Consider the following 21,997-nt stretch of genomic DNA (forward strand, 5'->3'; position numbering starts at 1 on the left):
CTTTCTTCAATATTCAATTGTCAAATAACCGACGGCCAAACCGTCCCAGTCTCGTCAGAACCGCAAAAATCACCCGAACCAAATCAGGCCCAATTCTCACCAGCTCCGTCAGGAAACCCTAGAGCGAGTTCGTCGGCCGCCAGAAGCGCCGCCGCTCTCGTTCGATGGCCGGGTTATAGGCCTACTCATCCCATAACGTCAACAGGGCATGTGACATTTTTTTGAAAATTTCTTCGGAAAGGCACGCCCGGCATTCATTTCCCCCGGATTTTCAGGGCTTCCCGGCCGAACAGAAGCCGATTGGCGGCCATTGCCCTCAGATTTTCACATTCCGCCTCTCTAGAGGAGTTCATGAGAACCAGCGTGATTTGACTCGCATGCCTTCCTGCGTGCATGGTCCCGCGCTGAAACCAGACCGCGACACAGGGCGAAGCGCAATCGGCATGACCACCGACCGGAACATGATCCGATCCCTCGGCAATGAGCCGCCGATCCTCGCCGACGGACGCAAGGCGCCCGACCGCCGGGAAATCTCGCTGCGCTGGCTCTCCGGCACGTTCCTCACCGGCATCACCTCCTCCATCCTGATGGGCGTCGCGCTGTTCGCCGCGCTCGACGGGCGCCAGCAGCTCGCCATTCCCGCCGAGGCCTTTGCCGCGCTCGGCGCCACGAACCAGACGAGCAAGACCGGCGAAACGGCAAAACGCGGCGAGCGCGTCGTCGAGACGGCCATCGTCGCCAAGCCGGCCGACAAGAAGATCATGGAAATCTCCACCGTAATCCACGACGGCGAGAAGGAAGTGGTGCGCCGGCAGCCCTTCGCCCATGTGAAGATGGCGCTGGCCGCGAACCACACGACGAGCGAGGACTATCCACGTTTCGATCCGCTCGCGATCTTCTCCACCAACGGCAAGGATGCCGCGCCCGCCTCGCGCATGGGCACGATCTATGGTTCGGATGTCGAATCGGAGGTCGCGCTGCAGACCGATGCCTTCCCGACCGGCGGTTCGGCGCTCGACTATGCCGACCAGATGTCGATCGAGGAGGTCGAGGAGAATGTGCGCACCAACGGCTCGGTGCTGACCGACGGCAGCACGCAGGTCGCCTCGCTCTATTATGTCGATCCGCAGCGCTTCGCTTCCGATTCCTCCGATCTCGACCTGCTTCAGGGCCTGACGGCCCGCATCGTCGAGGAGAACATGAGCGTCTCGAATTTCGACACGCTGACGCCGGACGACACGGAATATGCCGACGACGTGATCCCCGTGCGCCGGGCGGCCGATATCGGCGAGATCATGACCGCGGCCGGCTATACCAAGGCCCAGGCCGACGATCTTTCCGCCTATCTTGAAGGCCCGCTCGGCAGCAAACAGTTGGCCGAGGGCGACGTGCTGCGCATCTGCATCGCGCAGAAGGGCAAGGAAGCCAGTATCGTGCGCGCCAGCGTCTATTCGCGCGGCCGCCATGTGACGACCGCCGCGCTCGACGACAAGGGCCGCTTCGTCAACGGCATCGAGCCGCCGGTGCTCGACGCCGTCGCCACCGCCTTCGACAATGACGACCGGCCGGCGATCATTGCCGGGCGCGACCTGCCGCGCGTCTATGACGGCATCTATCGCGCCGCGCTCTCCTACGGCATGGGCAAGGACATGACGGCGGAGGTCATCCGCGTCCTTGCCAGCAATGTCGATTTCCAGGCGCAGCTGCGGCCGACCGATTCGCTCGAAGCCTTCTTTTCCGTCACCGACCAGAGCGGCGCGGCGACGGAGGAATCCGAGATCCTCTTCCTCGACGCCAAGTTCGGCGACACAGAAACCCGCGTCTACCGTTTCCAGAACCCGGAAGACGACTCGATCGACTATTACGACGAGAACGGCAAGAGCATCCGGCAGTTCCTGCTGCGCAATCCGGTCCCGAACGGCACCTTCCGCTCGGGCTTCGGCATGCGTCGTCACCCGATCCTCGGCTTTTCGCGCATGCATACCGGCGTCGACTGGTCCGCGCCGCGCGGCACGCCGATCATCGCGGCCGGCAACGGCGTCGTCGAGAAGGCCGGCTGGGATTCCGGCGGCTACGGCAACCAGACGCTGATCCGCCATGCCAATGGCTATGTCTCGTCCTACAACCACCAGAACGCCATCGCCAAGGGCATCAAGCCCGGCGTCAAGGTCCGCCAGGGCCAAGTCATCGGCTATGTCGGCTCAACCGGGCTTTCGACCGGGCCGCACCTGCATTACGAGATGATCGTCAACGGCAACAAGGTGGATGCGCTGAAGATCCGCCTGCCCGGCGGCAAGTCGCTGGAGGGCAAGGCCCTCGCCCAGTTCGAGGTCGAGCGCAAGCGCATCGACGACCTGCTCGGCCGCGGCGGATCGACGGAAGTCGCCGAGACGCATTGAGGCTGCGGAAATCCCGAAGGGCTGTGGCGCACAGGCGAACGGCACCGTCGTTTACGATCAGATCAAGCGACCAGAAACGCGTTCCCGCGGGCTCACGCCTTCTTGCGGATCAGGAAACGATGCCCCGCCTCGACGCGCTCGCTCGCTTCGAGCGCGTGGCCGTTCTCGTGGCAGAAGTGGGGTATGTCGATGACGGCGAGCGGGTCGGTGGTTTCCACCCAGAGCGTGCTGCCGGCATCCATCGTCGAAAGGCGCTTGCGCGTCTTCATCACCGGCAGCGGGCATTTCAGGCCGCGCAGGTCGTAGACCTCGGCGTCGTCGCGGGCCGCCGTCGCGATCATTTCTGCCAGAACTTCCAGAACGGCCTTTCGGCCGTCTTCTCGACGACCTGGACGCTCGAATTGTCCTCCGGCACCGGCAGGGCATCAGCGCCCGCGGCCGGCTTTTCGACACGCTGGCCGGTGGTCGTGACGGCGGTGCTCTGCGTCGTCTGCGCCGCCTGCCCGCCGGCGTCCTGCTGACTCTGCTGCGTCACGTCGGCGGCGGGTTCGGCCTTGCGCGGCGCGGTCTTGTTGTTCCAAAATTTCCAGAAGGGCTTCTCTTCCTTCTTCTCGACGGCCGCGACGCCCGGATTGTCCTCCGGCACCGGCAGGGCGCCCGCGCCGCGTGCCTGCTTCTGCGCCTTCTCGGCGGCGACGTCGGCAGCGAAGGCTTCCGCTTCCTTGATCTTCGCCTGCTCGGCCGCAAGCTTTGCCTCTTCGGCCTCGCGCACCGCGCGTTCGGCCGCCTCGACCTTGCGCCTTTCGGCCTCTTCCGCCTTGCGCTTCTGCTCGGCGATCTCGCGGGCCGTCATCAGCTTGCCGGCGTCCAGCGAATTGCCGGTCGGCGCATAGGCGAGCTCACGGCCCTTGCGCTGGTCGGCGACGATCGCCTTGCGCTGGGCTTCCGAGGGTTCGATCCAGACCGTGCCGTCATATTTCTGCATGGCCTTGGCATAGGCTGCGGCATAGGTCTTGTTGTAGCTGCCGAGCGCCACCTCGAGGGCGGCCGGCGTCGTCATCGCCGGGCAGGCACCCGCCGGCGAGAAGGGTTTGTCGGCCTGCTGGTTGAAGACATATTTCTTCTCGCAGACATTGACCTCCGGCGGACGCTTGGTCAGCTCGAAATGGTCGTATCCGACCTTCAGCATCTTCCAGAATTCGATATTCGGATTGTCGCGGTGACGGGCCATGTTTTCCGCGGTCATGCGGAAGGGAAAGGCCTGGAGCTGGATTGTCGACTGGCCGCCGTTGAAGGCATCGCGCGCGAAGGCGAAGATTTCCACCATCTGCTCGTCGGTCATCGAATAACAGCCGGACGACGAACAGGCGCCATGGATCATCAGATGGCTGCCGCTCGCCTTGTTGGCGCGGTCATAGGCATTCGGAAAGCCAGTATTGATAGCCAGGAAGTAGCTCGAATTCGGGTTCATGTGCGCCCTGGACAGCGGGTAGAACCCTTCCGGCGCCTGGCGGTCGCCTTCCTTCATCTTCGGGCCGAGCTTTCCCGACCAGGCGCAGATCTTGTAGTTGCGCACCAGCTGGTAGCGGTTGGAGCGGTCGGCCTTCCACAGTTCCAGCCGGCCCTCTTCCTTGAAGATGCGCAACATCATCGGCGAGGACCGGTCGATGTTCATCGAGGAAAGCTTGCCGAGCACCGCCGAGGAAAGCTGGTAGTCGGTCTTCTTGGAAACCTTGCTGATGTCGACGTCGACCTTGTCGAAAGAGTCGAGCGTCTCGTTGGTGCAGCCGGCGGCGGCCACGGCAAGGAGCGATACGGCGGCAAGAACAGTCAGGCGCATTCCAGAAGTCCGTCAACAATCGTCAGATCGCAAGCCGTCGCGCCGGCGGGCGGACGCGCAGTGGTAACCGGCTTATACTTCATAAAGTGTTAACCGGGAATTCTTTCGCGAGGCTGCCGGCACGCCGCATCGTTTCAGACACAAGGATTATGGCCGAGATGGGGCAAAGGGCGGCCCGGGAGCCACCGACCGGCAAGAATCCCCTCAGAGCTGGCGGCCGATATTGAGGTAGCGCTGACGGCGATCCTTGCGCAACTGGTCGCCGGGCTTGGCGGAAAGCTCCTTCAGCGCATCCGCGATGACATCGCCGGTGCGCGCGATGACGGCCTGCGGATCGCGATGCGCGCCGCCGACAGGCTCCTGGATGATGCCATCGATGATGCCCAGGGCCTTCAAGTCCTCGGCCGTGATCTTCATGTTGCTGGCCGCTTCCTTGGCGCGGGTGGAATCGCGCCAGAGGATGGAGGCGGCGCCTTCCGGCGAGATCACGCTGTAGATCGCATGTTCGAGCATGAAGACGCGGTCGCCGGTGGCGATCGCGATGGCCCCGCCCGAGCCGCCCTCGCCGAGCACCACGGAAACGATCGGCACGCGGACATTGAGGCACATCTCGGTCGATCGGGCGATGGCTTCCGCCTGGCCGCGCTCTTCCGCCCCGATGCCGGGATAGGCGCCGGCCGTGTCGATCAGCGTGATGATCGGCAGGCCGAAGCGGTCGGCCATTTCCATGACGCGGATCGCCTTGCGGTAGCCTTCCGGCCGCGCGCTGCCGAAATTGTGCTTGAGGCGCGACTTGGTGTCGTTGCCCTTCTCCTGGCCGATGATGGCGACGGCCTCGCCGTTGAAGCGGCCGAGACCGGCCTGGATCGCCTCGTCCTCGGCGAACTTGCGGTCACCGGCAAGCGGGGTGAACTCGTCGAAAAGCTGGGCGGCGAAGTCGAGGAAATGCGGGCGTTGCGGATGGCGCGCAACCTGCGTCTTCTGCCAGGGCGTCAGCTTGGCGTAGATATCGGCCATCGCCTCGCGGGCGCGCACTTCCAGCCGGCCGACCTCATCCGTCGTGTCGATGCTCTCATCTTCCTCGGCGAGCTTGCGGAGTTCGTGGATCTTGCCTTCGAGATCCGAGATGGGCTTTTCGAAATCGAGGTAGTTGTGCATGAGATGCGTTTCCGATCGTTTGCTCAAACCGCGTCAGGATGCCGTCGGCCGGGACCAGTGGCATGAAGAGGGGTCCTAATCCGGTTTTTTTGCCTGTTTGGCAAGGGGGTGATGGGTCTGAACGAGCTGGTGGAGCCGTTCTTCCAGCACATGCGTATAGATTTGTGTCGTCGAAATGTCCGAGTGGCCGAGCAGTTCCTGCACCGCGCGCAGGTCCGCGCCGTTCTGCAGGAGGTGGCTGGCGAAAGCATGGCGCAGAACATGCGGCGAGAGCGTCGAGGCCCGGATCCCCGCCCGCCCCGCCAGCGCCTTCAGGTCGCGGGCGAACACCTGGCGCGGCAGATGGCCCTCCTTGCTTTTCGCCGGGAACAGGAAGGCGCCCGCCGCCGGATCGGCGCCGATATCGGCCGCCAGCGCCTCGCCATAGGTTTCGAGCGCCGCGACGGCGGCGCGCGACAGCGGCACCAGCCGCTCCTTGTTGCCCTTGCCCTTCACGACGAGGAAGCGCCCCGTCTGCGCCAGCACGCTCGCCGGCAGCGAGACGAGTTCGCTGACGCGCAAGCCCGTGGCATAAAGAAGTTCCACCAGAAGATGCATGCGGCGGCGCTGGAGAAGCGTGTCGCCCGGTTCCGCCGCCTCCGCCTCCGCCCGGGCGATCAGGCGGCCGACATCCTCGACGCTCAGCGTCTTCGGCAGCGGCCGGCCCTTGCGGGGAGCATCGAGAATGCCGGTCGGGTCGTCGCCACGCAGCCCCTCGCCATAGAGGAACTTGAAGAACTGCCGCAGCGCCGAAAGCCGGCGGGCCTGCGAGGAGGCGGCAAAGCCCTGCCGGGCGAGATGGGCGAGATAGGCGCGCAGGTCGTCTGCCGTCGCCTCCACCAGCCGCACGCTCCGCTCGTTGAGGAAGGAACGCGCATCCTCCAGGTCCCGCTCGTAGGATTGCAGCGTGTTCGTCGCCGCGCCGCGCTCGGCGCTCATCATCTCGAGAAAGGATTCGACCTGAAGGGCGGATGGATCCCTCATTGTTGCGGGTTTACCCGCTCGGAAGGAATGCGGATCGTCACCTCGCGCTCCGTCGGCTCCACGAAGGTCACCAGCGCCACCATCGTGCCGTAGATCGAACCGGCGATCACGGCGCAGAAGAACAGGAATCGGAACAGGGTCGGCATGGCGCTCTCCGGGACGATGGTCCCTATATCGCCTCGCCCACCGCCGAGCGCAAGGGCGTGGATTCTCGGGTCGAGCCCGAGGATGACCCGTGGGCGAGGAGAGGTTACCGGCCATTGGCCGGTGCGGCAGGGGAAACGGTCTTTCTCGCGGGGCGCCCTCCCTTCTTCCGTCATCCTCGGGCTTGCCCCGAGGATCCTGTGTGTTTGGTCTGATGTAAGATGGTTGCGGGAAGGAGGCCGAGAGGATCCAGGCCGCCGTTTTTGACGGCAGGCCGCGGCATGGCTTGGTCCCTTCCCGCTTCGCCCATCAACCTGAACAGTTGCACGGGGCTGTCGCCACAGACCCCGCACACAGGAGCAGGCGCCATGACGATACACCATACCTTCATCGGCTGCGACATCGGCAAGGACATGATCGACATCTTCGATCCGAAAACGGCCAGGTTCTGCCGCATCCCCAACGAGCAGACCGCGCTGTCCGCTTTTGCCTGTCGCCTCGACCCGGCCACCGACCTGGTCGTCTTCGAGGCGACAGGTCATTGCGACCGGATGCTGCGCCTGTGTCTTTCACAGGCCGGCATCGCCTTTGCCCGCGTCAACCCGAAGACGGCCCGGCGCTTTGCCGAAGCGCGGGGACGGCTGGCCAAGACCGACCGCATCGATGCCCGCTCGCTTTGCGAGATGGGAACCATGTTCGGCCTGACGGCCGAGGCGCCGCCTTGCCCGGTCCGCGAGCGGCTGGCGGCCCTTGCCCGCCGCCGGGATCAGCTCGTCGATGCCCGTGCAACCGAGCGCCGGCATCTTTGCGATGCCTTCGATCCCGCCATCCGCGCCGACATCGAGGCCATGATCGCCATCCTCGGCGAGAGGATCGCCTCGATCCAGGCTGCGATCGACCACCACATGAAGAGCCAGGCCCTCACCGAACACGCCCATCGCCTTACCTCCGCGCCCGGCGTGGGCAAGGTGACAGCCTTGACCCTGCTGGCCCATATGCCCGAACTCGGCAGCCTTTCGCCCAAAACAGCCGCAAGCCTTGCCGGCCTTGCTCCCTTCAATGACGATTCCGGCAGGAGAAACGGCCGCCGCCGCATCAAGGGCGGCAGGCCACGCGTGCGAAAGGCCCTCTACATGGCGGCCCTCGGCGCAATCAAGGCCTCAGCGCGCCTGCGCGCCTTCCATCAGGCCGTCTCAGCCAGAACAGACTCCGCAAAGGCCGGCATCATCGCCGTCGCAAGAAAGCTCATCACGATCCTCAATGCAATGCAGCGCGACAAAACCAACTTCGCTTGAACACAGTTGCCACCCATCCGCACGGCCTTTGCGGCTCCCGTGCGACGCATGGCTTGACGCTTCCAGCGCTTTTGTCGATACGGAAAGGGACGAAACCCCGGAAAACACGCATGACCGAGCTGACCGACCAGGCCCCTCTCACGCTTGCCCCCACGCTTGCCGAGGCGGCCCGCGCCGCGCTCGGCAAGCGCAACCTCGTGCTGATCGGCCTGATGGGCGCCGGCAAATCGGCGATCGGCCGCATGACCGCGCAGGCGCTCGGCATTCCCTTCATCGACAGCGACCACGAGATCGAGCGCGTCTCGCGCATGTCGATCACCGACCTGTTCGCGGCCTATGGCGAAGCGGAGTTCCGCGCGCTCGAGACCCGCGTCATCAAGCGCCTGCTGCGCTCCGGCCCGCGGGTCGTATCGACCGGTGGCGGCGCCTATATCAATGAGAACACCCGCAAGCACATCAAGCGCGGCGGACTGTCGGTCTGGCTGAAGGCCGACCTCGACGTCCTGTGGGAGCGCGTCAACAAACGCGACACCCGCCCGCTACTGAAGACGGAGAACCCGCGCCAGACGCTCGAAAACCTCATGAACGCCCGCTATCCGATCTATGCGCAGGCCGATCTCACGGTCCTGTCGCGTGACGTGAAGAAGGAAACCATGGTGGAGGAGGTGCTCACCGCGATCACCGCCGCCGCCAAGAAAGCCTGACGAGATGACGATGACTGCACCTGCCACCGCCCGCCGCACCGTACGGGTTGACCTCGGCGACCGTTCCTATGACATCCTGATCGGCCCGGGCCTCATATCCGCCGCCGGCCGCGAGATCGCGGGCCGCCTCAAGGGCCGCAAGATCGCCGTCATCACCGACGCGCATGTCGCCCCCCTCTATCTCGACGATTTCATGGCCGCGCTGAAGGCGGAGGGCATCGAGGCCGTCTCGCTCGTGCTGCCGGCCGGCGAGAAGACGAAGAGCTTCGAACACCTGATCAGCGTTTGCGACAGCGTGCTCGCCGCCCGCATCGAGCGCAACGACGCGGTCGTGGCGCTCGGCGGCGGGGTCATCGGCGACCTCACCGGCTTTGCCGCCGGCATCGCGCGCCGCGGCTCACGCTTCATCCAGGTGCCGACCTCGCTGCTGGCGCAGGTCGATTCCTCCGTCGGCGGCAAGACCGGCATCAACTCGCCGCACGGCAAGAACCTCATCGGCGTCTTCCACCAGCCGGACCTGGTTCTCGCCGATACGGACGTGCTCGACACGCTTTCCCCGCGCGAATTCCGCGCCGGCTATGCCGAAGTCGCCAAATACGGCCTGATCGACAAGCCGGACTTCTTCGCCTGGCTGGAAAAGAACTGGCGCGCCGTCTTTGCCGGCGGCGAGGCCCGCATCGAGGCGATCGCCACGAGCTGCCAGGCGAAAGCCGACGTCGTCGCCGCCGACGAGCGGGAGAACGGCCAGCGCGCCCTGCTCAATCTCGGCCATACCTTCGGCCATGCGCTGGAGGCGGCGACACGGTATGACAGCGCCCGCCTCGTGCATGGCGAGGGCGTCTCGATCGGCATGGTGCTCGCCCACCAGTTTTCCGCCCGCATGAACCTTGCCAGCCCCGACGACGGCAAGCGCGTCGAGGCGCATCTCGCCGAGGTCGGCCTGCCGACCGCCATGGGCCAGATCCCCGGCGACCTGCCGCCGGCGGAGGTGCTGATGGACGCCATCGCCCAGGACAAGAAGGTCAAGGGCGGCAGGCTCACCTTCATCCTGACGCGCGGCGTCGGCCAGTCCTTCGTCGCCGATGACGTGCCGCAATCCGAGGTCATCGCTTTCCTCAAGGAAAAGCTGCCGAAATGAACAGCGACACGCCCGCCGCGCTCGCTCCCCTTTTCTGGCTGCTGGCCGTTCTTCTGCTCGGCCTGATCATTCTCACCGTGGTTCTCTTCCGCCGGCGCAAACCGATCGCCGCGCTCTGGCGCGCGCATCAGGAAACACGCGAGGCGGAGGGCGATCGCCGGGGCGGCCAATCCCCCCGCGACGGCGCGGTGGCGAAATCCGACCGGGAGAAATCCCCCGGCATGCTCGATCTCGATGCGCTGGAAGTCTCCGACATCATGATCCACCGCACGACCATGCGGGCGCTCAATGCCGGCGACCCGCCGGAGGAGATCGTCAAGGCCGTGCTCGAAAGCCCCTATACGCGCATGCCGCTCTGGGCCGGCTCGGTCGACAACATCGTCGGCGTCGTGCACGCCAAGGACCTTTTGCGCGCGCTGGCGGAACCCGGCGTCGAACCGAAGAACCTCGACATTACCAGGGTGGCGCAAAAGCCCTGGTTCGTGCCCGACACCACGACGCTCAAGGAGCAGCTCGCCGCGTTCCTCCGCCGCAAGGAGCATTTCGCGACCGTGGTCGACGAATATGGCGAGGTGCAGGGCCTCGTCACGCTGCAGGACATCCTTAAGGAGATCGTCGGCGACATCTCCGACGAGAAGGATGTCGACATGCAGGGCGTGCGGCAGGAGGCAGACGGCTCGCTGGTCGTCGACGGTGGCGTGACGATCCGCGACCTCAACCGCGCCTTCGACTGGAACCTGCCCGACGAGGAGGCGACGACCATTGCCGGCCTCGTCATCCATGAATCGAAATCGATCCCGGAAGAGCGCCAGGCCTTCACCTTCTACGGCAAGCGCTTCATCGTGATGAAGCGGGTGAAGAACCGCATCACCAAGCTGCGCGTCCGCCCCGTCGAGCCGGAAGCGCCGCGAACCTAAAGCAATTCCAGCAAAAGTGTGCAGCGGTTTTGCGTCCGGAATTGCGCAAAAACAAAAATGAGAGCGTTTTCGCTATTCGAAGAAAAGCGGGAATGCGCTCATCACCAGCGGGTTGCTTCCCCGGGCGCGGCCGCCTCGACGGCCAGCGCATGCAGCCCCGCATCGAACTCCGCCTTCACCAGGTCGTTGATCGCCCGGTGGCGCGCCACGCGGCTCATGCCGGCAAAGGCGGAGGCGACGATGCGCACGCGCATATGCGTCTCCCCCTCGCCGTTGAAATCCGGCTGGTGGCCGGCATGCAGGTGGCTCTCGTTGATGACGTCGAGCCGCTCCGGCGTGAAGGCGGCGGTCAGCTTTTCGGCGATGCTGGACTTCATGGACATGGCAGACCTTCGGCGGCGGAAACCGTGCGCCGCGATGCACAAAATGGTTCCACAAAGCCAGCAACAATCCGCTTTGTCAATTCTTGTTGCAGGCCTTCCGGAACCCCATAATGGGGCCATGAAACTCGATTCCAAATACTTCGACCGCATCCGCACGAAGCGGCGCGTGGAGCGTCCCGAACGCTCCGCGCCGATCTGTCAGTGGGATGGCTGCGAAGAAAATGCCGTGCATCGCGCACCCGTCGGCCGCAATGCCGAAGGCCAGTATTTCATGTTCTGCTTCGAGCACGTCAAGGAATACAACAAGGGCTACAACTACTTCTCCGGCCTCTCCGACGGCGAGATCGCCCGCTACCAGAAGGAGGCGATCACCGGTCACCGCCCGACCTGGACGATCGGCGTCAACAAGGCGGCGAAGAACGGTCCGGCGCAGGGCACGGCGCGTTCGGGTTCCGCCGGGGCAAATCAGCGCATCCGCGATCCCTTCGGCTTCTTCGCCGAGGGGAAAGGCCGCCGGCCGCAGATGGAGCCGCGTGCCAGGAAGCTGAAAACGCTGGAGGCGAAAGCCTACGACACGCTCGGCCTTGCCGCCACCGCAACGGCCCAGGACATCAAGACCGCCTACAAAGCCCTTGTCAAAAAGCATCACCCCGATGCAAATGGCGGAGATAGAGGCTCGGAAGAGCGTTTTCGCGCGGTCATCCAAGCATATCAATTGTTAAAGCAGGCCGGCTTCTGCTAGAGCATTTTGCGGCCGGACGGAATCGCCCGGTTTCGCACGATGCCATCAGGCAAAGGGCGCAGTCGGCGTGCACTAGGATATTGGGGTGGAGGCAAGCCCGCCGCCCGCGGAGACGTGATGAGCAAGATGGATCTCGATATTTCCAACCTCCCCGATACCACGGTATCCGTCCGGGAGGTTTTCGGCATTGATACGGACCTCAAGGTTCCGGCCTATTCCAAGGCGGACGCCTATGTGCCGGACCTCGACCCGGACTACCTGTTCGACCGGGAAACCACCCTCGCCATCCTCGCGGGCTTCGCGCATAACCGCCGCGTCATGGTCTCCGGCTATCACGGCACGGGCAAGTCGACCCATATCGAGCAGGTCGCCGCCCGCCTCAACTGGCCCTGCGTGCGTGTCAACCTCGATAGCCATGTCAGCCGTATCGACCTTGTCGGCAAGGACGCCATCGTCGTGAAGGACGGATTGCAGGTCACCGAATTCAAGGACGGCATCCTGCCCTGGGCCTACCAGCACAATGTCGCGCTCGTCTTCGACGAATACGACGCCGGCCGCCCGGACGTCATGTTCGTCATCCAGCGCGTGCTGGAATCCTCCGGCCGCCTGACCCTGCTCGACCAGAGCCGCGTCATCCGCCCGCACCCCGCCTTCCGCCTGTTCGCCACCGCCAACACGGTCGGCCTCGGCGATACGACGGGCCTCTACCACGGCACGCAGCAGATCAACCAGGCGCAGATGGACCGCTGGTCGATCGTCACCACGCTGAACTATCTGCCGCACGACAACGAGGTCAGCATCGTCGCCGCCAAGGTGAAGCGCCTTGCCGCCGGCAAGGACGGCCGCGACACGATCTCGCGCATGGTCCGCGTCGCCGACCTCACCCGCGCCGCCTTCATCAACGGCGACCTCTCCACCGTGATGAGCCCGCGCACCGTCATCACCTGGGGCGAAAACGCCGAGATCTTCGGCGATCTCGCCTTCGCCTTCCGCGTCACCTTCCTCAACAAGTGCGACGAGCTGGAACGCACGCTGGTCGCCGAACTCTACCAGCGCGCCTTCGGCGTCGAGCTGAAGGAAAGCGCCGCCAACATCGTGCTGGAGGCGACGGCCTGAGGCCCGGGAAAAGCGCATGGCAGCTCGCGGAGACAATTCGAAGCCGAGGCCCGGCGGCGTGGTCGACATGGAGCCGTTCCGCCGCGCGGTGACGGGCTGCGTGCGCGCCGTCGCCGGCGATGCGGAGGTGGAGGTTTCCTTCGCCAACGAGCGCCCCGGCATGACCGGCGAGCGCATCCGCCTGCCGGAACTGACGAAGCGCCCCTCGCCCGCCGAAGTCGCGATCACCCGCGGCCTCGGCGATTCGATGGCGCTGCGCAAGGCCTGCCACGATGCGCGCATCCACGCGACCATGTCGCCGCAGGGGGCCGACGCCCGCGCGATCTTCGACGCGGTCGAGCAGGCGCGTGTCGAGGCCATCGGCTCCAACCGCATGCCGGGCATGGCGCAGAACCTTACCACCATGCTGACGGAGAAATACGCCAAGGCGAATTTCGGCGCGATCAGCCGCCAGGCCGATGCGCCGCTCGAAGAGGCCGTCGCGCTCATCGTGCGCGAGAAGCTGACGGGCCAGGCCCCGCCGGCCTCCGCCGGCAAGGTGCTGGACCTCTGGCGCGACTTCATCACCGACAAGGCCGGCCGCGACATGGACGGCCTCACCGCCGCCATCAACGACCAGCAGGCCTTCTCCCGCGTCGTGCGCAATATGCTCGCCTCGATGAACGTCGCCGAACAGTATGGCGAGGACGAAACCGAGCCGGATGATTCGGAGACGCCCGAGGACGAGGACCAGCCGCGCAGCGACGAGCAGGAAGACAACGAAAGCCAGGAGGACGCCGGCGACGACGCGGCGCCCGCCGACGAGAACGAGACGTCCGACGACCAGATGGACGAAGGCGAGATGGACGGCGCGGAGATCTCCGACGACGATCTCGTCGACGACGACGGCGACGACAGCGAGACACCCGGCGAGGTCCGCCGCCCGAACCATCCCTTCAGCGATTTCAACGAGAAGGTCGACTACACGGTCTTCACCGAGGAATTCGACGAGATGATCACGGCGGAAGAGCTGTGCGACGAGGCGGAGCTCGACCGCCTGCGCGCGTTCCTCGACAAGCAGCTCGCCCATCTGCAAGGCGCCGTCGGCCGCCTGGCGAACCGTCTGCAGCGCCGCCTGATGGCACAGCAGAACCGCGCCTGGGAATTCGACCTCGAAGAGGGCTATCTCGACAGCGCCCGCCTGCAGCGCATCATCATCGACCCGATGCAGCCGCTTTCCTTCAAGCGCGAGAAGGACACGACCTTCCGCGATACGGTCGTGACGCTCCTCATCGACAATTCCGGCTCGATGCGCGGCCGGCCGATCACCGTCGCCGCCACCTGCGCCGATATTCTCGCGCGTACGCTGGAGCGCTGCGGCGTGAAGGTCGAGATCCTCGGCTTCACCACCAAGGCATGGAAGGGCGGCCAGTCGCGCGAGAAATGGCTCGGCAGCGGCAAGCCGCAATCCCCCGGCCGCCTCAACGACCTCCGCCACATCGTCTACAAGGGCGCGGACGCCCCGTGGCGGCGCGCGAGGCGCAATCTCGGCCTGATGATGCGCGAGGGCCTGCTCAAGGAAAACATCGACGGCGAGGCGCTGATCTGGGCGCACAATCGCCTGCTGGCCCGCCCCGAGCAGCGCCGTATCCTGATGATGATCTCGGACGGTGCGCCGGTCGATGATTCGACGCTTTCGGTGAACCCCGGCAACTATCTGGAACGGCACCTGCGCGCCGTCATCGAGCAGATCGAGACGAAATCGCCGGTCGAGCTTCTCGCCATCGGCATCGGCCATGACGTCACCCGCTACTACCGTCGCGCCGTCACCATCGTCGATGCCGACGAACTGGCCGGCGCAATGACGGAACAGCTCGCCTCGCTCTTCGCCGACGAGGCCACCAGCCGACGCCCCGCCGGCCGACGCCGTGCCGGCTGAGCCGGTACCACGCCGGCGCATAGGGAGCCTTATGCGAGGCCTCCCTCTTCTCGCCGCCGCCATCGCGCTTTCGCTGCCGTTGCCAGGGCCTGCAACGGCGGAGGTCGTCGCGCTTCCCGTCACCAGCCGCGCCATCACGCACTTCACCTTCGGCTCCGACCAGCGCACCTTCGGCAAGCTCGAATTCCTCGGCGGCATCAGCTATTCGTCCAGCAATCCCCTGCTCGGCGCCGTCTCGGCGATCCATTTCCGCGCCGACCGGCAGGATTTCGTCGCCGTGCTCGATACCGGCCACTGGCTGACCGGCCGCATCGAGAGGGACGCCGAAGGCCGCCTGAGCGGCCTTGCCGATCTCAAGATACGCTCGATGCTCAACGAGGAAGGCCAGGACGAAAACGTCAAGTACCAGATGGATGCGGAGGGCCTTGCCCTCGGCAAGGGCGAGGTTCTGGTAAGCTTCGAGAACGTCCACCGCATCGACGCCTATCCCGACCCCGGCTTCATGGACGCAAGGCCCGCCCGCCGCCTCGCCCTGCCCTTCCCCCGGCGCGAGCTGCGCAGCAACCGCGGCATGGAGACGCTGGCGATGTCACCGGAGGCGGGGCCGCTCGGCGCCGTGCCGGTCACCGTCACGGAACGCAGCCTCGATCCCGACGGCAACGTCTTTGCCGCCGTGCTCGGCGGCCCGCGCGCCGGCACCTTCGCTGTCACGCGCAACGATCCCTGGGACATCACCGACGGCGCCTTCCTGCCGAATGGCGACCTCCTGCTGCTGGAGCGCCGCTTCCGGCTCTCCGATGGCATCGGCATGCGCATCCGCCGCATCGACGGCGGGAAGATCCGCCCCGGTGCGGTGGTCGACGGCGACGTGCTGATCGATGTCGACCTCAGCCATCAGATCGACAATATGGAAGGGCTGGACGTCGTGGTGATGGGTGAGGACGATATCCGTCTGATCGTCGTCTCCGACGACAACCACTCCATCCTCCAGCGCAATCTGATGCTCGAATTCCGCCTGCTATCGGGAAAATAACGCCACCGCCACCCCTCCGTCATAGGCCCGGCCTTGAGCCGAGCATTCACGTTCCGGGGCGGCGATGGGTGGCGCGCGGCGTGTCGTCAACCTAAACCGCCCGTCGGCTGTGCTTTTCTTCTCAGGCCAGCTTTTCGACGCCCGGCATCGGCTTCAGCTTGCTCATCAGCGCGCCATAGGGCAGCAGCATGACGAAGCCGACCAGAACCTTTACCGAAAAGTCGCCGAGCGCCCAGGAGATCCAGCGCGGCGCTTCCGCGGCAAGAACGCCCAGGATCGGCGCCCATTCGATCGCGAAGGCATCGTTCGGGCCGAAGATGGAAAAGGCCGGCGCGAAGGCGAAGGAGAAGAACAGGATCGTATCCAGCAGCGAGCCGATCAGCGACGCGATCAGCGGCGCGCGCCACCAGGCCTGCCGGCGGAGCGTGTTGAAGACCGAGATGTCGAGCAGCTGGCCGAACAGGAACGCCGAACCGGATGCGATCGCGATGCGCGGCGAGGCGACGGCGAAGGAGAAGGCCACCGCCACGACGAAACCGGCCGCGACGACGCGGCGCGCGACGCGCGGGCCGAACTGGCGGTTGGTGAGGTCGGTGATGAGAAAGGCGACCGGATAGGTGAAGGCACCATAGGTCAGCAGGTCGCCGAGGTTGATGCCCAGCAGCACGCCCGAAAGCGGATACTGCACCAGCACGTTTGAGGCGACGACCACGGCCGTCATCAGGAGGACATAGAGAAGGGTAATGCGGTTCGCGAGCATTTTTTTATCCTGGGTGATGCCACCAGTTGGAGGGATGAGGCGATTCCGGGAAAGGTGCAAAGCAGCCTTCCGCCAGGAATTGCGTTTTAGCGCAAAGCATTGAGGCCTGCCCGGCGACCGGTCAAGCCTCAATGAAAACGGTCTGACGTGACGCCTTGGATCAGGCGGCTGCAGCGGTCTTCTTGGCGATCTGGCGGCGCAGCAGGCGAGCGCGCATCGACAGTTCGTTCTCTTCGGCCTTCAGCAGGAAGGCGTCGAGGCCACCGCGGTGCTCGACCGAGCGGAGGGCAGCAGCGGAAACGCGAAGACGGAAACGCTGGCCGAGGGCGTCGGAAATCAGCGTGACATTGCACAGGTTCGGCAGGAACTTGCGCTTCGTCTTGTTGTTTGCGTGGCTCACATTGTTGCCCGACTGGACGCCCTTGCCGGTCAATTCGCAACTACGGGACATGATACACCTATTTTTCTTTGTTCAGGACAATACGTTTCCGGCACCGAAACCGGCCGCAGTCCGTCTGGCCTTTTTGGAAAGTCGCGGTTCTATAGTCACACGCGACGCCGACGTCAAGCCAAACCTGCCGTTCACCCTGAATTCAGTTGCCAAAGGCCATGATTTGCAGGCAAGAGCAAGTGGATCGGACTTTTGCCGCGGCGTAGAATCGCCGCAATGGCAGACTAGGCGGAGCGTCTCAATGGGAGTCGTGAAGATGAACGGGCGGGTTTGGGTTGCTGGCGCTGTCATGTCGCTTGCCCTTATGGGTGGCGTAACGCCGCTTTCGTCGGCGGAAATCGAGCACCGCACGGATTACAGCATCCGCCTGTCCGGCCTGCCGGTGGCAACCGCCACCTTCCGCTCGGCCTTCAACGGCAATCGCTACACGATTTCCGGCAGCCTGCAATCGGCCGGCCTTGCCGATATCTTCTCGAGCACCAAGGGCACGACCTCGGTCTCCGGCACCGTCAGCCGTGGCCGGTTGCACGCCACGAACTATTCGGTGAACTACAAGAGCGGCAAGCGCAGCCGCGCCATCGACGTCACCTTCCACAACGGCAATGTCATCACCGCCAGCATGACGCCGCCGCGGCGCAAGCCGAAGAACTGGGTGCCCGTCTCCACCGCCGACATGCGCGCCGTGCTCGACCCGATTTCCGGCCTCATCATCCCGGAGGGAAGCCGCGTCTGCCCGAAGACGCTGCCGATCTTCGACGGTGAGAGCCGCCTCGACCTGAAACTGAGCTCCAAGGGCACCAAGCCCTATTCCACCAAGGGCTTCGAAGGCGAGGTCGTCGTCTGCGGCATCCGCTTCGTGCCGAAATCCGGCTATCGCAAGGGCCGCGACGACGTGGAATACCTGCGCAAGCTGAAGACGATGGAAATCTGGTTTGCCAAGGCCGAGGGCGCGAAGGTATATGCTCCGGTCTATGTACAGATTCCGACCAAGCTCGGCCCTGTCACCGTCTCGGCCACGCGCTTCGGCGGCTGACGCGCCCGGCCCGTCGGCGGACCGGCGGGAGTGATCGGCCTTGAAGACGCGTGCGACCCTGATTGGCTTTTCGGCGATCCTGATGTGGTCGCTGCTCGCGCTCTTCACCGCGGCCTCCGGCAAGATGCCGCCCTTCCAGCTCTCCGCCGTCTGCTTCCTGATCGGCAGCCTGCCCGGCATCTTCGTGCTCCTCGCCCGACCCGAGCGCACCAGGCTGCTGCGGCAACCGGCCAAGGTCTGGATCACCGGCATTCTCGGCCTCTTCGGCTACCACTTCCTCTACTTCACCGCGCTGCGCAACGCGCCCGCCGTGGAAGCCGGCCTGATCGCCTATCTCTGGCCGCTCCTCATCGTCGTCGGCTCGGCGCTGCTGCCGGGCGAGCGGCTGAAATGGAACCATGTCGTCGGCGCGTGCCTCGGCCTCGGCGGCACGGTGCTCATCGTCGGCCGCAACGGCTTTGCCTTCGATGAGGCGTACCTTGTCGGCTATGGCGCGGCCTTCCTCTGCGCCTTCACCTGGGCGGGCTATTCACTGCTCACCCGCCGTTTCGAGGCGGTCTCGACGGATGTGGTGACAGGCTTCTGCCTCGCCACCGCCCTCCTCTCGCTTGCCTGCCACCTGATGCTGGAAACCACGGTCTGGCCGCAAACGGGCTTCGAATGGCTCGCCGTCGCCGGCCTTGGCCTCCTGCCCGTCGGCGCGGCCTTCTATGCCTGGGATTTCGGCATCAAGAACGGTGACATCCAGATCCTCGGGGCCGCAAGCTATGCCGCACCGCTGCTCTCGACGCTCGTGCTGATCCTTTCCGGCTTTGCCGAACCGTCCTGGCGCATCGGCCTTGCCTGCCTGCTGGTCACAGGCGGGGCAATCCTCGCCGCCAAGGACATGATCTTCCGCAAGGCGGCGGCAAGCCCGGCCTGATCAGGCGCCCGGTTCCCAGCCGGGTGGCGCCATCTCGAAGGAGGAGAAGAGAAAGCCCGGCGAGACCGTGCAGCCGACCAGCGTCCAGTCGCCGAGCGGTTCGGCCGCTTGCCACCAGTTCGCCGGCACGATGACCTGCGGCCGTTCGCCCGCCGCAAGGTCCGGCCCCAGCACCTGCGTTTCCGCCGGCGCCGCGCCGTCACTCAAAGATAGCGCCAGCGGCCCGCCGGCATAATGGTGCCAGACCTCGACCGCATCCTTCACCCGGTGCCAGTGCGAGCGCTCGTCCCGCTCCAGGAGGTAATAGATCGCCGTCGAATGTCCGCGCGCGCCGCCCGCGGCATCGCGAAAGGTCTGCACATACCAGCCGCCTTCCGGATGCCGCTCCATGCCGAGCCGCGCGATGATATCCTGCGGCGTCATCAGAACCGGTCCTTGCGTGCGCGGATTTCCGCAAAGACCTCGGCATCGCTCGCCGTTTCCATGCCGAGATGGCGGCGGATCGAAGGATCGGCGGCCCGCAGGAAGGGGTTGGTCGCCTTTTCGAGGCCGATGGTCGTCGGTGCGGTGAAAGCGCCCGCCGCCCGAAGCGACTCGATCTCCGCCACGCGGCTTGCGAGGGCGGCATTGCCCGGATCGACGGTTATGGCGAAGCGTGCATTGGAGAGCGTGTATTCATGGCCGAAATAGACGGTCGTCTCCTCCGGCAGCGCGGCGAGCTTTTCAAGCGATTGCCACATCTGCGCCGGCGTGCCCTCGAAGAGCCGGCCGCAGCCGAGCGCAAACAGCGTATCGGCCGCAAAGAGCAGCTTTTCCACGGGCAGATGGAAGCAGACATGCCCCGCCGTATGGCCCGGCGTCAGGATGACCTCGACGCGCCTGCCGGCAAAGTCGAAGCTGTCGCCGCCATCCACCTTGCGGTCGATGCCCGGGATCGTCTCGCGCGCCGGCCCGATGATCGTCGCGCCGAAACGGTCCTTCAGCGCCAGATTGGCCTCGACATGGTCGTTGTGGTGATGCGTCGTGAAGATATGGCTGAGCGTCCAGCCGCGGCGGGCGAGCGCATCGAGGATCGGCTTTTCCTCCGGCGCATCGACGCTCGCGGTCGCCCCCGTCGCCGGATCGTGCAGCAGCACGCCGAAATTGTCGCTGCGGCAGGGAAAGAGGTCTATTTCCAGCGGGGTCATGGCGCATTCCTCATCGCATTGCGGGCGGTCGGCGGGAATGTAAGGCAATCGGCCTTGAAGTCCACCAGCCCGTCGCGCACATTCAGGTCATGCATGCCGATATCGTCGACCTTCGTGAATTCTACCACTCGCCGCTCGGGCGCCTCGCCGACCATTCGATCGCCATGGCGCTCGCCTCGCTCTGGGCGCGCCTGCCGGACGAACGGCTGGTCGGGCTCGGTTATGCCGTGCCCTACCTGGAACGGTTCCGCGCCGATACGGAGCGCACCTTCGCCTTCATGCCGGCTGGCCAGGGCGCGGTGAACTGGCCGCCGGGCGAGCTCTCCTCCACGGCCCTCGTCTTCGACGAGGAACTGCCGCTGCCGGATGCCTCGGTCGATCGCGTGCTGATGGTGCATTCGCTGGAATTTGCGGAAAACCCGCGCGAGACGATGAAGGAGCTCTGGCGCGTGCTGGCCCCGGGCGGGCGGCTCGTCATCGTCGTGCCGAACCGGCGCGGCGTCTGGGCACGCATGGAGCATACGCCCTTCGGCTCCGGCCGGCCCTATTCGCGCGGCCAGCTGACCGCGCTGTTGCGCGAGACCAACTTCACGCCCGGCGCCTCGGCCGAAGCGCTGTTCTTCCCGCCCTCCAAGCTGCGCAGCGTGCAGAAACTGCGCGGTGCCTTCGAGCGGCTGGGGCGCATGCTCTGGCCGATGTTCTCCGGCGTCATCATCGTGGAGGCGCAGAAGCGGCTCTATCAGGGCCTGCCCGTCGCCGCCCGCGCCTCGCGGCGCGTCTTCGTGCCGGTGCTCGCCCCGCAGGGCGTGCCGACGACGCGCGAGCGCGCGCCGCGCTGATCCCCTCGACAAATGCCGGCCCGCCCGCTAGAGCGGGCCCAAGCGGAAACGAAGGGCGAAGGGCATGACGGACGGACATTTCGACAAGATCGCGCTGATCGGCATCGGCCTCATCGGCTCCTCCATCGCCCGCGCCGTCAAGGCGAAGGGCCTAGCCAGGACCGTCACCATTTCGAGCCGCAGCCAGGAGACGCTCGACCGCGCCCGCGAACTCGAGCTTGGCACCGACTACGTCCATGACGCCGGCACGGCCGTGGAAGGCGCCGACCTCGTCATCGTCTCGGTGCCCGTCGGCGCCTCCGGCAAGGTGGCGGAGGACATCGCCCCGCACCTGAAGCCCGGTGCCATCGTCACCGACGTCGGCTCCACCAAGACCTCGGTCGTCGCGCAGATGCTGCCGCACATGCCGAAGACCGTGCATTTCATCCCCGGCCACCCGCTGGCGGGCACCGAGCATTCCGGCCCGGACGCCGGCTTCGCCGAACTGTTCCAGAACCGCTGGTGCATCCTCACCCCCGTGCACGGCACGGACAAGGAGGCCAAGCGCAGGCTCGCCGCCTTCTGGGAGGCGCTCGGCTCCAAGGTCGACGAGATGGACACGGAGCACCACGACAAGGTGCTCGCCATCGTCTCGCACCTGCCGCATATCATCGCCTACAACATCGTCGGCACGGCGGACGATCTGGAGACGGTGACGGAATCGGAAGTCATCAAGTATTCCGCCTCGGGCTTCCGCGATTTCACCCGCCTCGCCGCCTCGGACCCGACCATGTGGCGGGACGTCTGCCTGCACAACAAGGACGCGATCCTCGAAATGCTGGCGCGCTTTTCCGAGGACCTCGCTTATCTGCAGCGCGCCATCCGCTGGGGCGATGGCGAGAAGCTCTTCGACCTTTTCACCCGCACTCGCGCCATCCGCCGCTCGATCATCGATGCGGGCCAGGATACGTCCGCGCCGAATTTCGGCCGGCCGGTCGCCGACAAGAAGAGCTGAG

General features: G+C 65.4%; 22 protein-coding genes and 1 pseudogene. 13 read left to right on the plus strand and 10 right to left on the minus strand.

What is annotated here, in order from left to right; translation table 11 throughout:
- Window positions 1-443 precede the first annotated feature (443 nt).
- The gene (locus AABF56_RS17015) at window positions 444-2,399 is read left to right on the plus strand and encodes a M23 family metallopeptidase (RefSeq protein WP_272806855.1); all 1,956 of its coding nucleotides are present in this window, start codon (window positions 444-446) and stop codon (window positions 2,397-2,399) included.
- Window positions 2,400-2,491: 92 nt separating this feature from the next.
- Here the strand turns inward: AABF56_RS17015 and AABF56_RS17020 are convergent, their stop codons facing one another.
- The 5 genes from AABF56_RS17020 to AABF56_RS17040 all read right to left on the minus strand — a co-directional run bounded on the left by AABF56_RS17020 (window position 2,492) and on the right by AABF56_RS17040 (window position 6,566).
- Window positions 2,492-2,740 (minus strand): sulfurtransferase TusA family protein, encoded by a 249-nt coding sequence (locus tag AABF56_RS17020; RefSeq protein WP_272806856.1) that lies wholly within the window; start codon window positions 2,738-2,740, stop codon window positions 2,492-2,494.
- Complete coding sequence (locus AABF56_RS17025) at window positions 2,737-4,239, minus strand: L,D-transpeptidase family protein (protein WP_272806857.1); 1,503 nt, start codon at window positions 4,237-4,239, stop codon at window positions 2,737-2,739. The genes AABF56_RS17020 and AABF56_RS17025 overlap by 4 nt, the downstream gene beginning before the upstream one ends.
- Before the next feature lie 204 nt (window positions 4,240-4,443).
- The gene (locus AABF56_RS17030) at window positions 4,444-5,397 is read right to left on the minus strand and encodes an acetyl-CoA carboxylase carboxyltransferase subunit alpha (RefSeq protein WP_272806858.1); all 954 of its coding nucleotides are present in this window, start codon (window positions 5,395-5,397) and stop codon (window positions 4,444-4,446) included.
- A 75-nt stretch (window positions 5,398-5,472) separates the two neighbouring features.
- On the minus strand, window positions 5,473-6,420 hold the full coding sequence (xerD, locus tag AABF56_RS17035; RefSeq protein WP_272806859.1) for a site-specific tyrosine recombinase XerD: 948 nt from the start codon (window positions 6,418-6,420) through the stop codon (window positions 5,473-5,475).
- Window positions 6,417-6,566, minus strand: coding sequence for a hypothetical protein (locus tag AABF56_RS17040; RefSeq protein ID WP_133034593.1), 150 nt, complete (start codon window positions 6,564-6,566; stop codon window positions 6,417-6,419). The genes xerD and AABF56_RS17040 overlap by 4 nt, the downstream gene beginning before the upstream one ends.
- Before the next feature lie 366 nt (window positions 6,567-6,932).
- Here AABF56_RS17040 and AABF56_RS17045 point away from each other — a divergent pair, with 366 nt between their 5' ends.
- The 4 genes and pseudogenes from AABF56_RS17045 to AABF56_RS17060 form a co-directional block, all read left to right on the plus strand.
- Window positions 6,933-7,859, plus strand: coding sequence for an IS110 family transposase (locus AABF56_RS17045; protein ID WP_272806860.1), 927 nt, complete (start codon window positions 6,933-6,935; stop codon window positions 7,857-7,859).
- Between the two features lie 110 nt (window positions 7,860-7,969).
- Window positions 7,970-8,563: a shikimate kinase gene (locus AABF56_RS17050; protein ID WP_272806861.1), complete on the plus strand. Its 594-nt coding sequence runs from the start codon at window positions 7,970-7,972 to the stop codon at window positions 8,561-8,563.
- Between the two features lie 10 nt (window positions 8,564-8,573).
- Window positions 8,574-9,701: a 3-dehydroquinate synthase gene (gene aroB / locus AABF56_RS17055; protein WP_272806862.1), complete on the plus strand. Its 1,128-nt coding sequence runs from the start codon at window positions 8,574-8,576 to the stop codon at window positions 9,699-9,701.
- A 176-nt stretch (window positions 9,702-9,877) separates the two neighbouring features.
- Window positions 9,878-10,618 (plus strand): annotated as a pseudogene (locus AABF56_RS17060) (transporter associated domain-containing protein); the annotation flags it as partial.
- A gap of 101 nt (window positions 10,619-10,719) precedes the next feature.
- Here AABF56_RS17060 and AABF56_RS17065 read toward each other — a convergent pair.
- Window positions 10,720-11,001 carry a BolA family protein gene (locus AABF56_RS17065; RefSeq protein WP_244769408.1) on the minus strand — a complete coding sequence of 94 codons (282 nt, stop codon included), beginning with the start codon at window positions 10,999-11,001 and terminating at the stop codon, window positions 10,720-10,722.
- Window positions 11,002-11,119: 118 nt separating this feature from the next.
- Here AABF56_RS17065 and AABF56_RS17070 point away from each other — a divergent pair, with 118 nt between their 5' ends.
- From AABF56_RS17070 to AABF56_RS17085, 4 genes are all read left to right on the plus strand, one after another.
- A complete protein-coding gene (locus AABF56_RS17070; protein ID WP_244769407.1) occupies window positions 11,120-11,743 on the plus strand; it encodes a J domain-containing protein in 624 nt (207 codons plus the stop codon).
- Window positions 11,744-11,860: 117 nt separating this feature from the next.
- Window positions 11,861-12,859, plus strand: coding sequence for a cobaltochelatase subunit CobS (gene cobS, locus AABF56_RS17075; protein ID WP_064331569.1), 999 nt, complete (start codon window positions 11,861-11,863; stop codon window positions 12,857-12,859).
- A 16-nt stretch (window positions 12,860-12,875) separates the two neighbouring features.
- Window positions 12,876-14,777, plus strand: coding sequence for a cobaltochelatase subunit CobT (gene cobT, locus AABF56_RS17080; protein ID WP_272806864.1), 1,902 nt, complete (start codon window positions 12,876-12,878; stop codon window positions 14,775-14,777).
- A gap of 31 nt (window positions 14,778-14,808) precedes the next feature.
- Entirely contained in the window at window positions 14,809-15,810 is a 1,002-nt protein-coding gene (locus AABF56_RS17085; protein WP_272806865.1) for an esterase-like activity of phytase family protein, read from the plus strand.
- 121 nt (window positions 15,811-15,931) lie between these two features.
- On the opposite strand, the gene AABF56_RS17090 is transcribed toward AABF56_RS17085, so the two are convergent.
- Window positions 15,932-16,570 carry a VUT family protein gene (locus AABF56_RS17090; protein ID WP_244769404.1) on the minus strand — a complete coding sequence of 213 codons (639 nt, stop codon included), beginning with the start codon at window positions 16,568-16,570 and terminating at the stop codon, window positions 15,932-15,934.
- Between the two features lie 160 nt (window positions 16,571-16,730).
- Window positions 16,731-17,021: a 50S ribosomal protein L28 gene (gene rpmB, locus AABF56_RS17095; protein WP_064331573.1), complete on the minus strand. Its 291-nt coding sequence runs from the start codon at window positions 17,019-17,021 to the stop codon at window positions 16,731-16,733.
- 241 nt (window positions 17,022-17,262) lie between these two features.
- On the opposite strand from rpmB, the gene AABF56_RS17100 reads away from it, so the two are divergent.
- Complete coding sequence (locus AABF56_RS17100; RefSeq protein WP_443021134.1) at window positions 17,263-18,054, plus strand: DUF3108 domain-containing protein; 792 nt, start codon at window positions 17,263-17,265, stop codon at window positions 18,052-18,054.
- 40 nt (window positions 18,055-18,094) lie between these two features.
- Window positions 18,095-18,976: an aromatic amino acid exporter YddG gene (gene yddG, locus AABF56_RS17105; protein WP_272806867.1), complete on the plus strand. Its 882-nt coding sequence runs from the start codon at window positions 18,095-18,097 to the stop codon at window positions 18,974-18,976.
- Here yddG and AABF56_RS17110 read toward each other — a convergent pair whose 3' ends face one another.
- Together AABF56_RS17110 and gloB are read right to left on the minus strand one after the other, a co-directional pair.
- The gene (locus tag AABF56_RS17110; RefSeq protein ID WP_272806868.1) at window positions 18,977-19,399 is read right to left on the minus strand and encodes a cupin domain-containing protein; all 423 of its coding nucleotides are present in this window, start codon (window positions 19,397-19,399) and stop codon (window positions 18,977-18,979) included. It lies immediately after the preceding gene.
- Window positions 19,399-20,163, minus strand: coding sequence for a hydroxyacylglutathione hydrolase (gloB, locus tag AABF56_RS17115; protein ID WP_272806869.1), 765 nt, complete (start codon window positions 20,161-20,163; stop codon window positions 19,399-19,401). Before gloB ends, AABF56_RS17110 begins: the two co-directional genes overlap by 1 nt.
- An 89-nt stretch (window positions 20,164-20,252) precedes the next feature.
- On the opposite strand from gloB, the gene AABF56_RS17120 reads away from it, so the two are divergent.
- Together AABF56_RS17120 and AABF56_RS17125 are read left to right on the plus strand one after the other, a co-directional pair.
- The gene (locus AABF56_RS17120; protein ID WP_244769399.1) at window positions 20,253-21,002 is read left to right on the plus strand and encodes a class I SAM-dependent methyltransferase; all 750 of its coding nucleotides are present in this window, start codon (window positions 20,253-20,255) and stop codon (window positions 21,000-21,002) included.
- A 64-nt stretch (window positions 21,003-21,066) separates the two neighbouring features.
- A complete protein-coding gene (locus AABF56_RS17125) occupies window positions 21,067-21,996 on the plus strand; it encodes a prephenate/arogenate dehydrogenase family protein (RefSeq protein ID WP_244769398.1) in 930 nt (309 codons plus the stop codon).
- The last annotated feature ends 1 nt before the right edge of the window (window position 21,997 follow it).

Source organism: Shinella sp. WSC3-e, assembly GCF_945994535.1.
GTDB classification, from domain to species: Bacteria; Pseudomonadota; Alphaproteobacteria; order Rhizobiales; family Rhizobiaceae; genus Shinella; species Shinella yambaruensis.

Bases quoted from the DNA above. Each gene is read 5' to 3' on its own strand.
- AABF56_RS17015 (WP_272806855.1), top strand. From the start codon at position 444: ATGACCACCGACCGGAACATGATCCGATCCCTCGGCAATGAGCCGCCG.
- AABF56_RS17020 (WP_272806856.1), bottom strand. From the start codon at position 2,740: ATGATCGCGACGGCGGCCCGCGACGACGCCGAGGTCTACGACCTGCGC.
- AABF56_RS17025 (WP_272806857.1), bottom strand. From the start codon at position 4,239: ATGCGCCTGACTGTTCTTGCCGCCGTATCGCTCCTTGCCGTGGCCGCC.
- AABF56_RS17030 (WP_272806858.1), bottom strand. From the start codon at position 5,397: ATGCACAACTACCTCGATTTCGAAAAGCCCATCTCGGATCTCGAAGGC.
- xerD (WP_272806859.1), bottom strand. From the start codon at position 6,420: ATGAGGGATCCATCCGCCCTTCAGGTCGAATCCTTTCTCGAGATGATG.
- AABF56_RS17040 (WP_133034593.1), bottom strand. From the start codon at position 6,566: ATGCCGACCCTGTTCCGATTCCTGTTCTTCTGCGCCGTGATCGCCGGT.
- AABF56_RS17045 (WP_272806860.1), top strand. From the start codon at position 6,933: ATGACGATACACCATACCTTCATCGGCTGCGACATCGGCAAGGACATG.
- AABF56_RS17050 (WP_272806861.1), top strand. From the start codon at position 7,970: ATGACCGAGCTGACCGACCAGGCCCCTCTCACGCTTGCCCCCACGCTT.
- aroB (WP_272806862.1), top strand. From the start codon at position 8,574: ATGACTGCACCTGCCACCGCCCGCCGCACCGTACGGGTTGACCTCGGC.
- AABF56_RS17065 (WP_244769408.1), bottom strand. From the start codon at position 11,001: ATGTCCATGAAGTCCAGCATCGCCGAAAAGCTGACCGCCGCCTTCACG.
- AABF56_RS17070 (WP_244769407.1), top strand. From the start codon at position 11,120: ATGAAACTCGATTCCAAATACTTCGACCGCATCCGCACGAAGCGGCGC.
- cobS (WP_064331569.1), top strand. From the start codon at position 11,861: ATGAGCAAGATGGATCTCGATATTTCCAACCTCCCCGATACCACGGTA.
- cobT (WP_272806864.1), top strand. From the start codon at position 12,876: ATGGCAGCTCGCGGAGACAATTCGAAGCCGAGGCCCGGCGGCGTGGTC.
- AABF56_RS17085 (WP_272806865.1), top strand. From the start codon at position 14,809: ATGCGAGGCCTCCCTCTTCTCGCCGCCGCCATCGCGCTTTCGCTGCCG.
- AABF56_RS17090 (WP_244769404.1), bottom strand. From the start codon at position 16,570: ATGCTCGCGAACCGCATTACCCTTCTCTATGTCCTCCTGATGACGGCC.
- rpmB (WP_064331573.1), bottom strand. From the start codon at position 17,021: ATGTCCCGTAGTTGCGAATTGACCGGCAAGGGCGTCCAGTCGGGCAAC.
- AABF56_RS17100 (WP_443021134.1), top strand. From the start codon at position 17,263: ATGGGAGTCGTGAAGATGAACGGGCGGGTTTGGGTTGCTGGCGCTGTC.
- AABF56_RS17110 (WP_272806868.1), bottom strand. From the start codon at position 19,399: ATGACGCCGCAGGATATCATCGCGCGGCTCGGCATGGAGCGGCATCCG.
- gloB (WP_272806869.1), bottom strand. From the start codon at position 20,163: ATGACCCCGCTGGAAATAGACCTCTTTCCCTGCCGCAGCGACAATTTC.
- AABF56_RS17120 (WP_244769399.1), top strand. From the start codon at position 20,253: ATGCATGCCGATATCGTCGACCTTCGTGAATTCTACCACTCGCCGCTC.
- AABF56_RS17125 (WP_244769398.1), top strand. From the start codon at position 21,067: ATGACGGACGGACATTTCGACAAGATCGCGCTGATCGGCATCGGCCTC.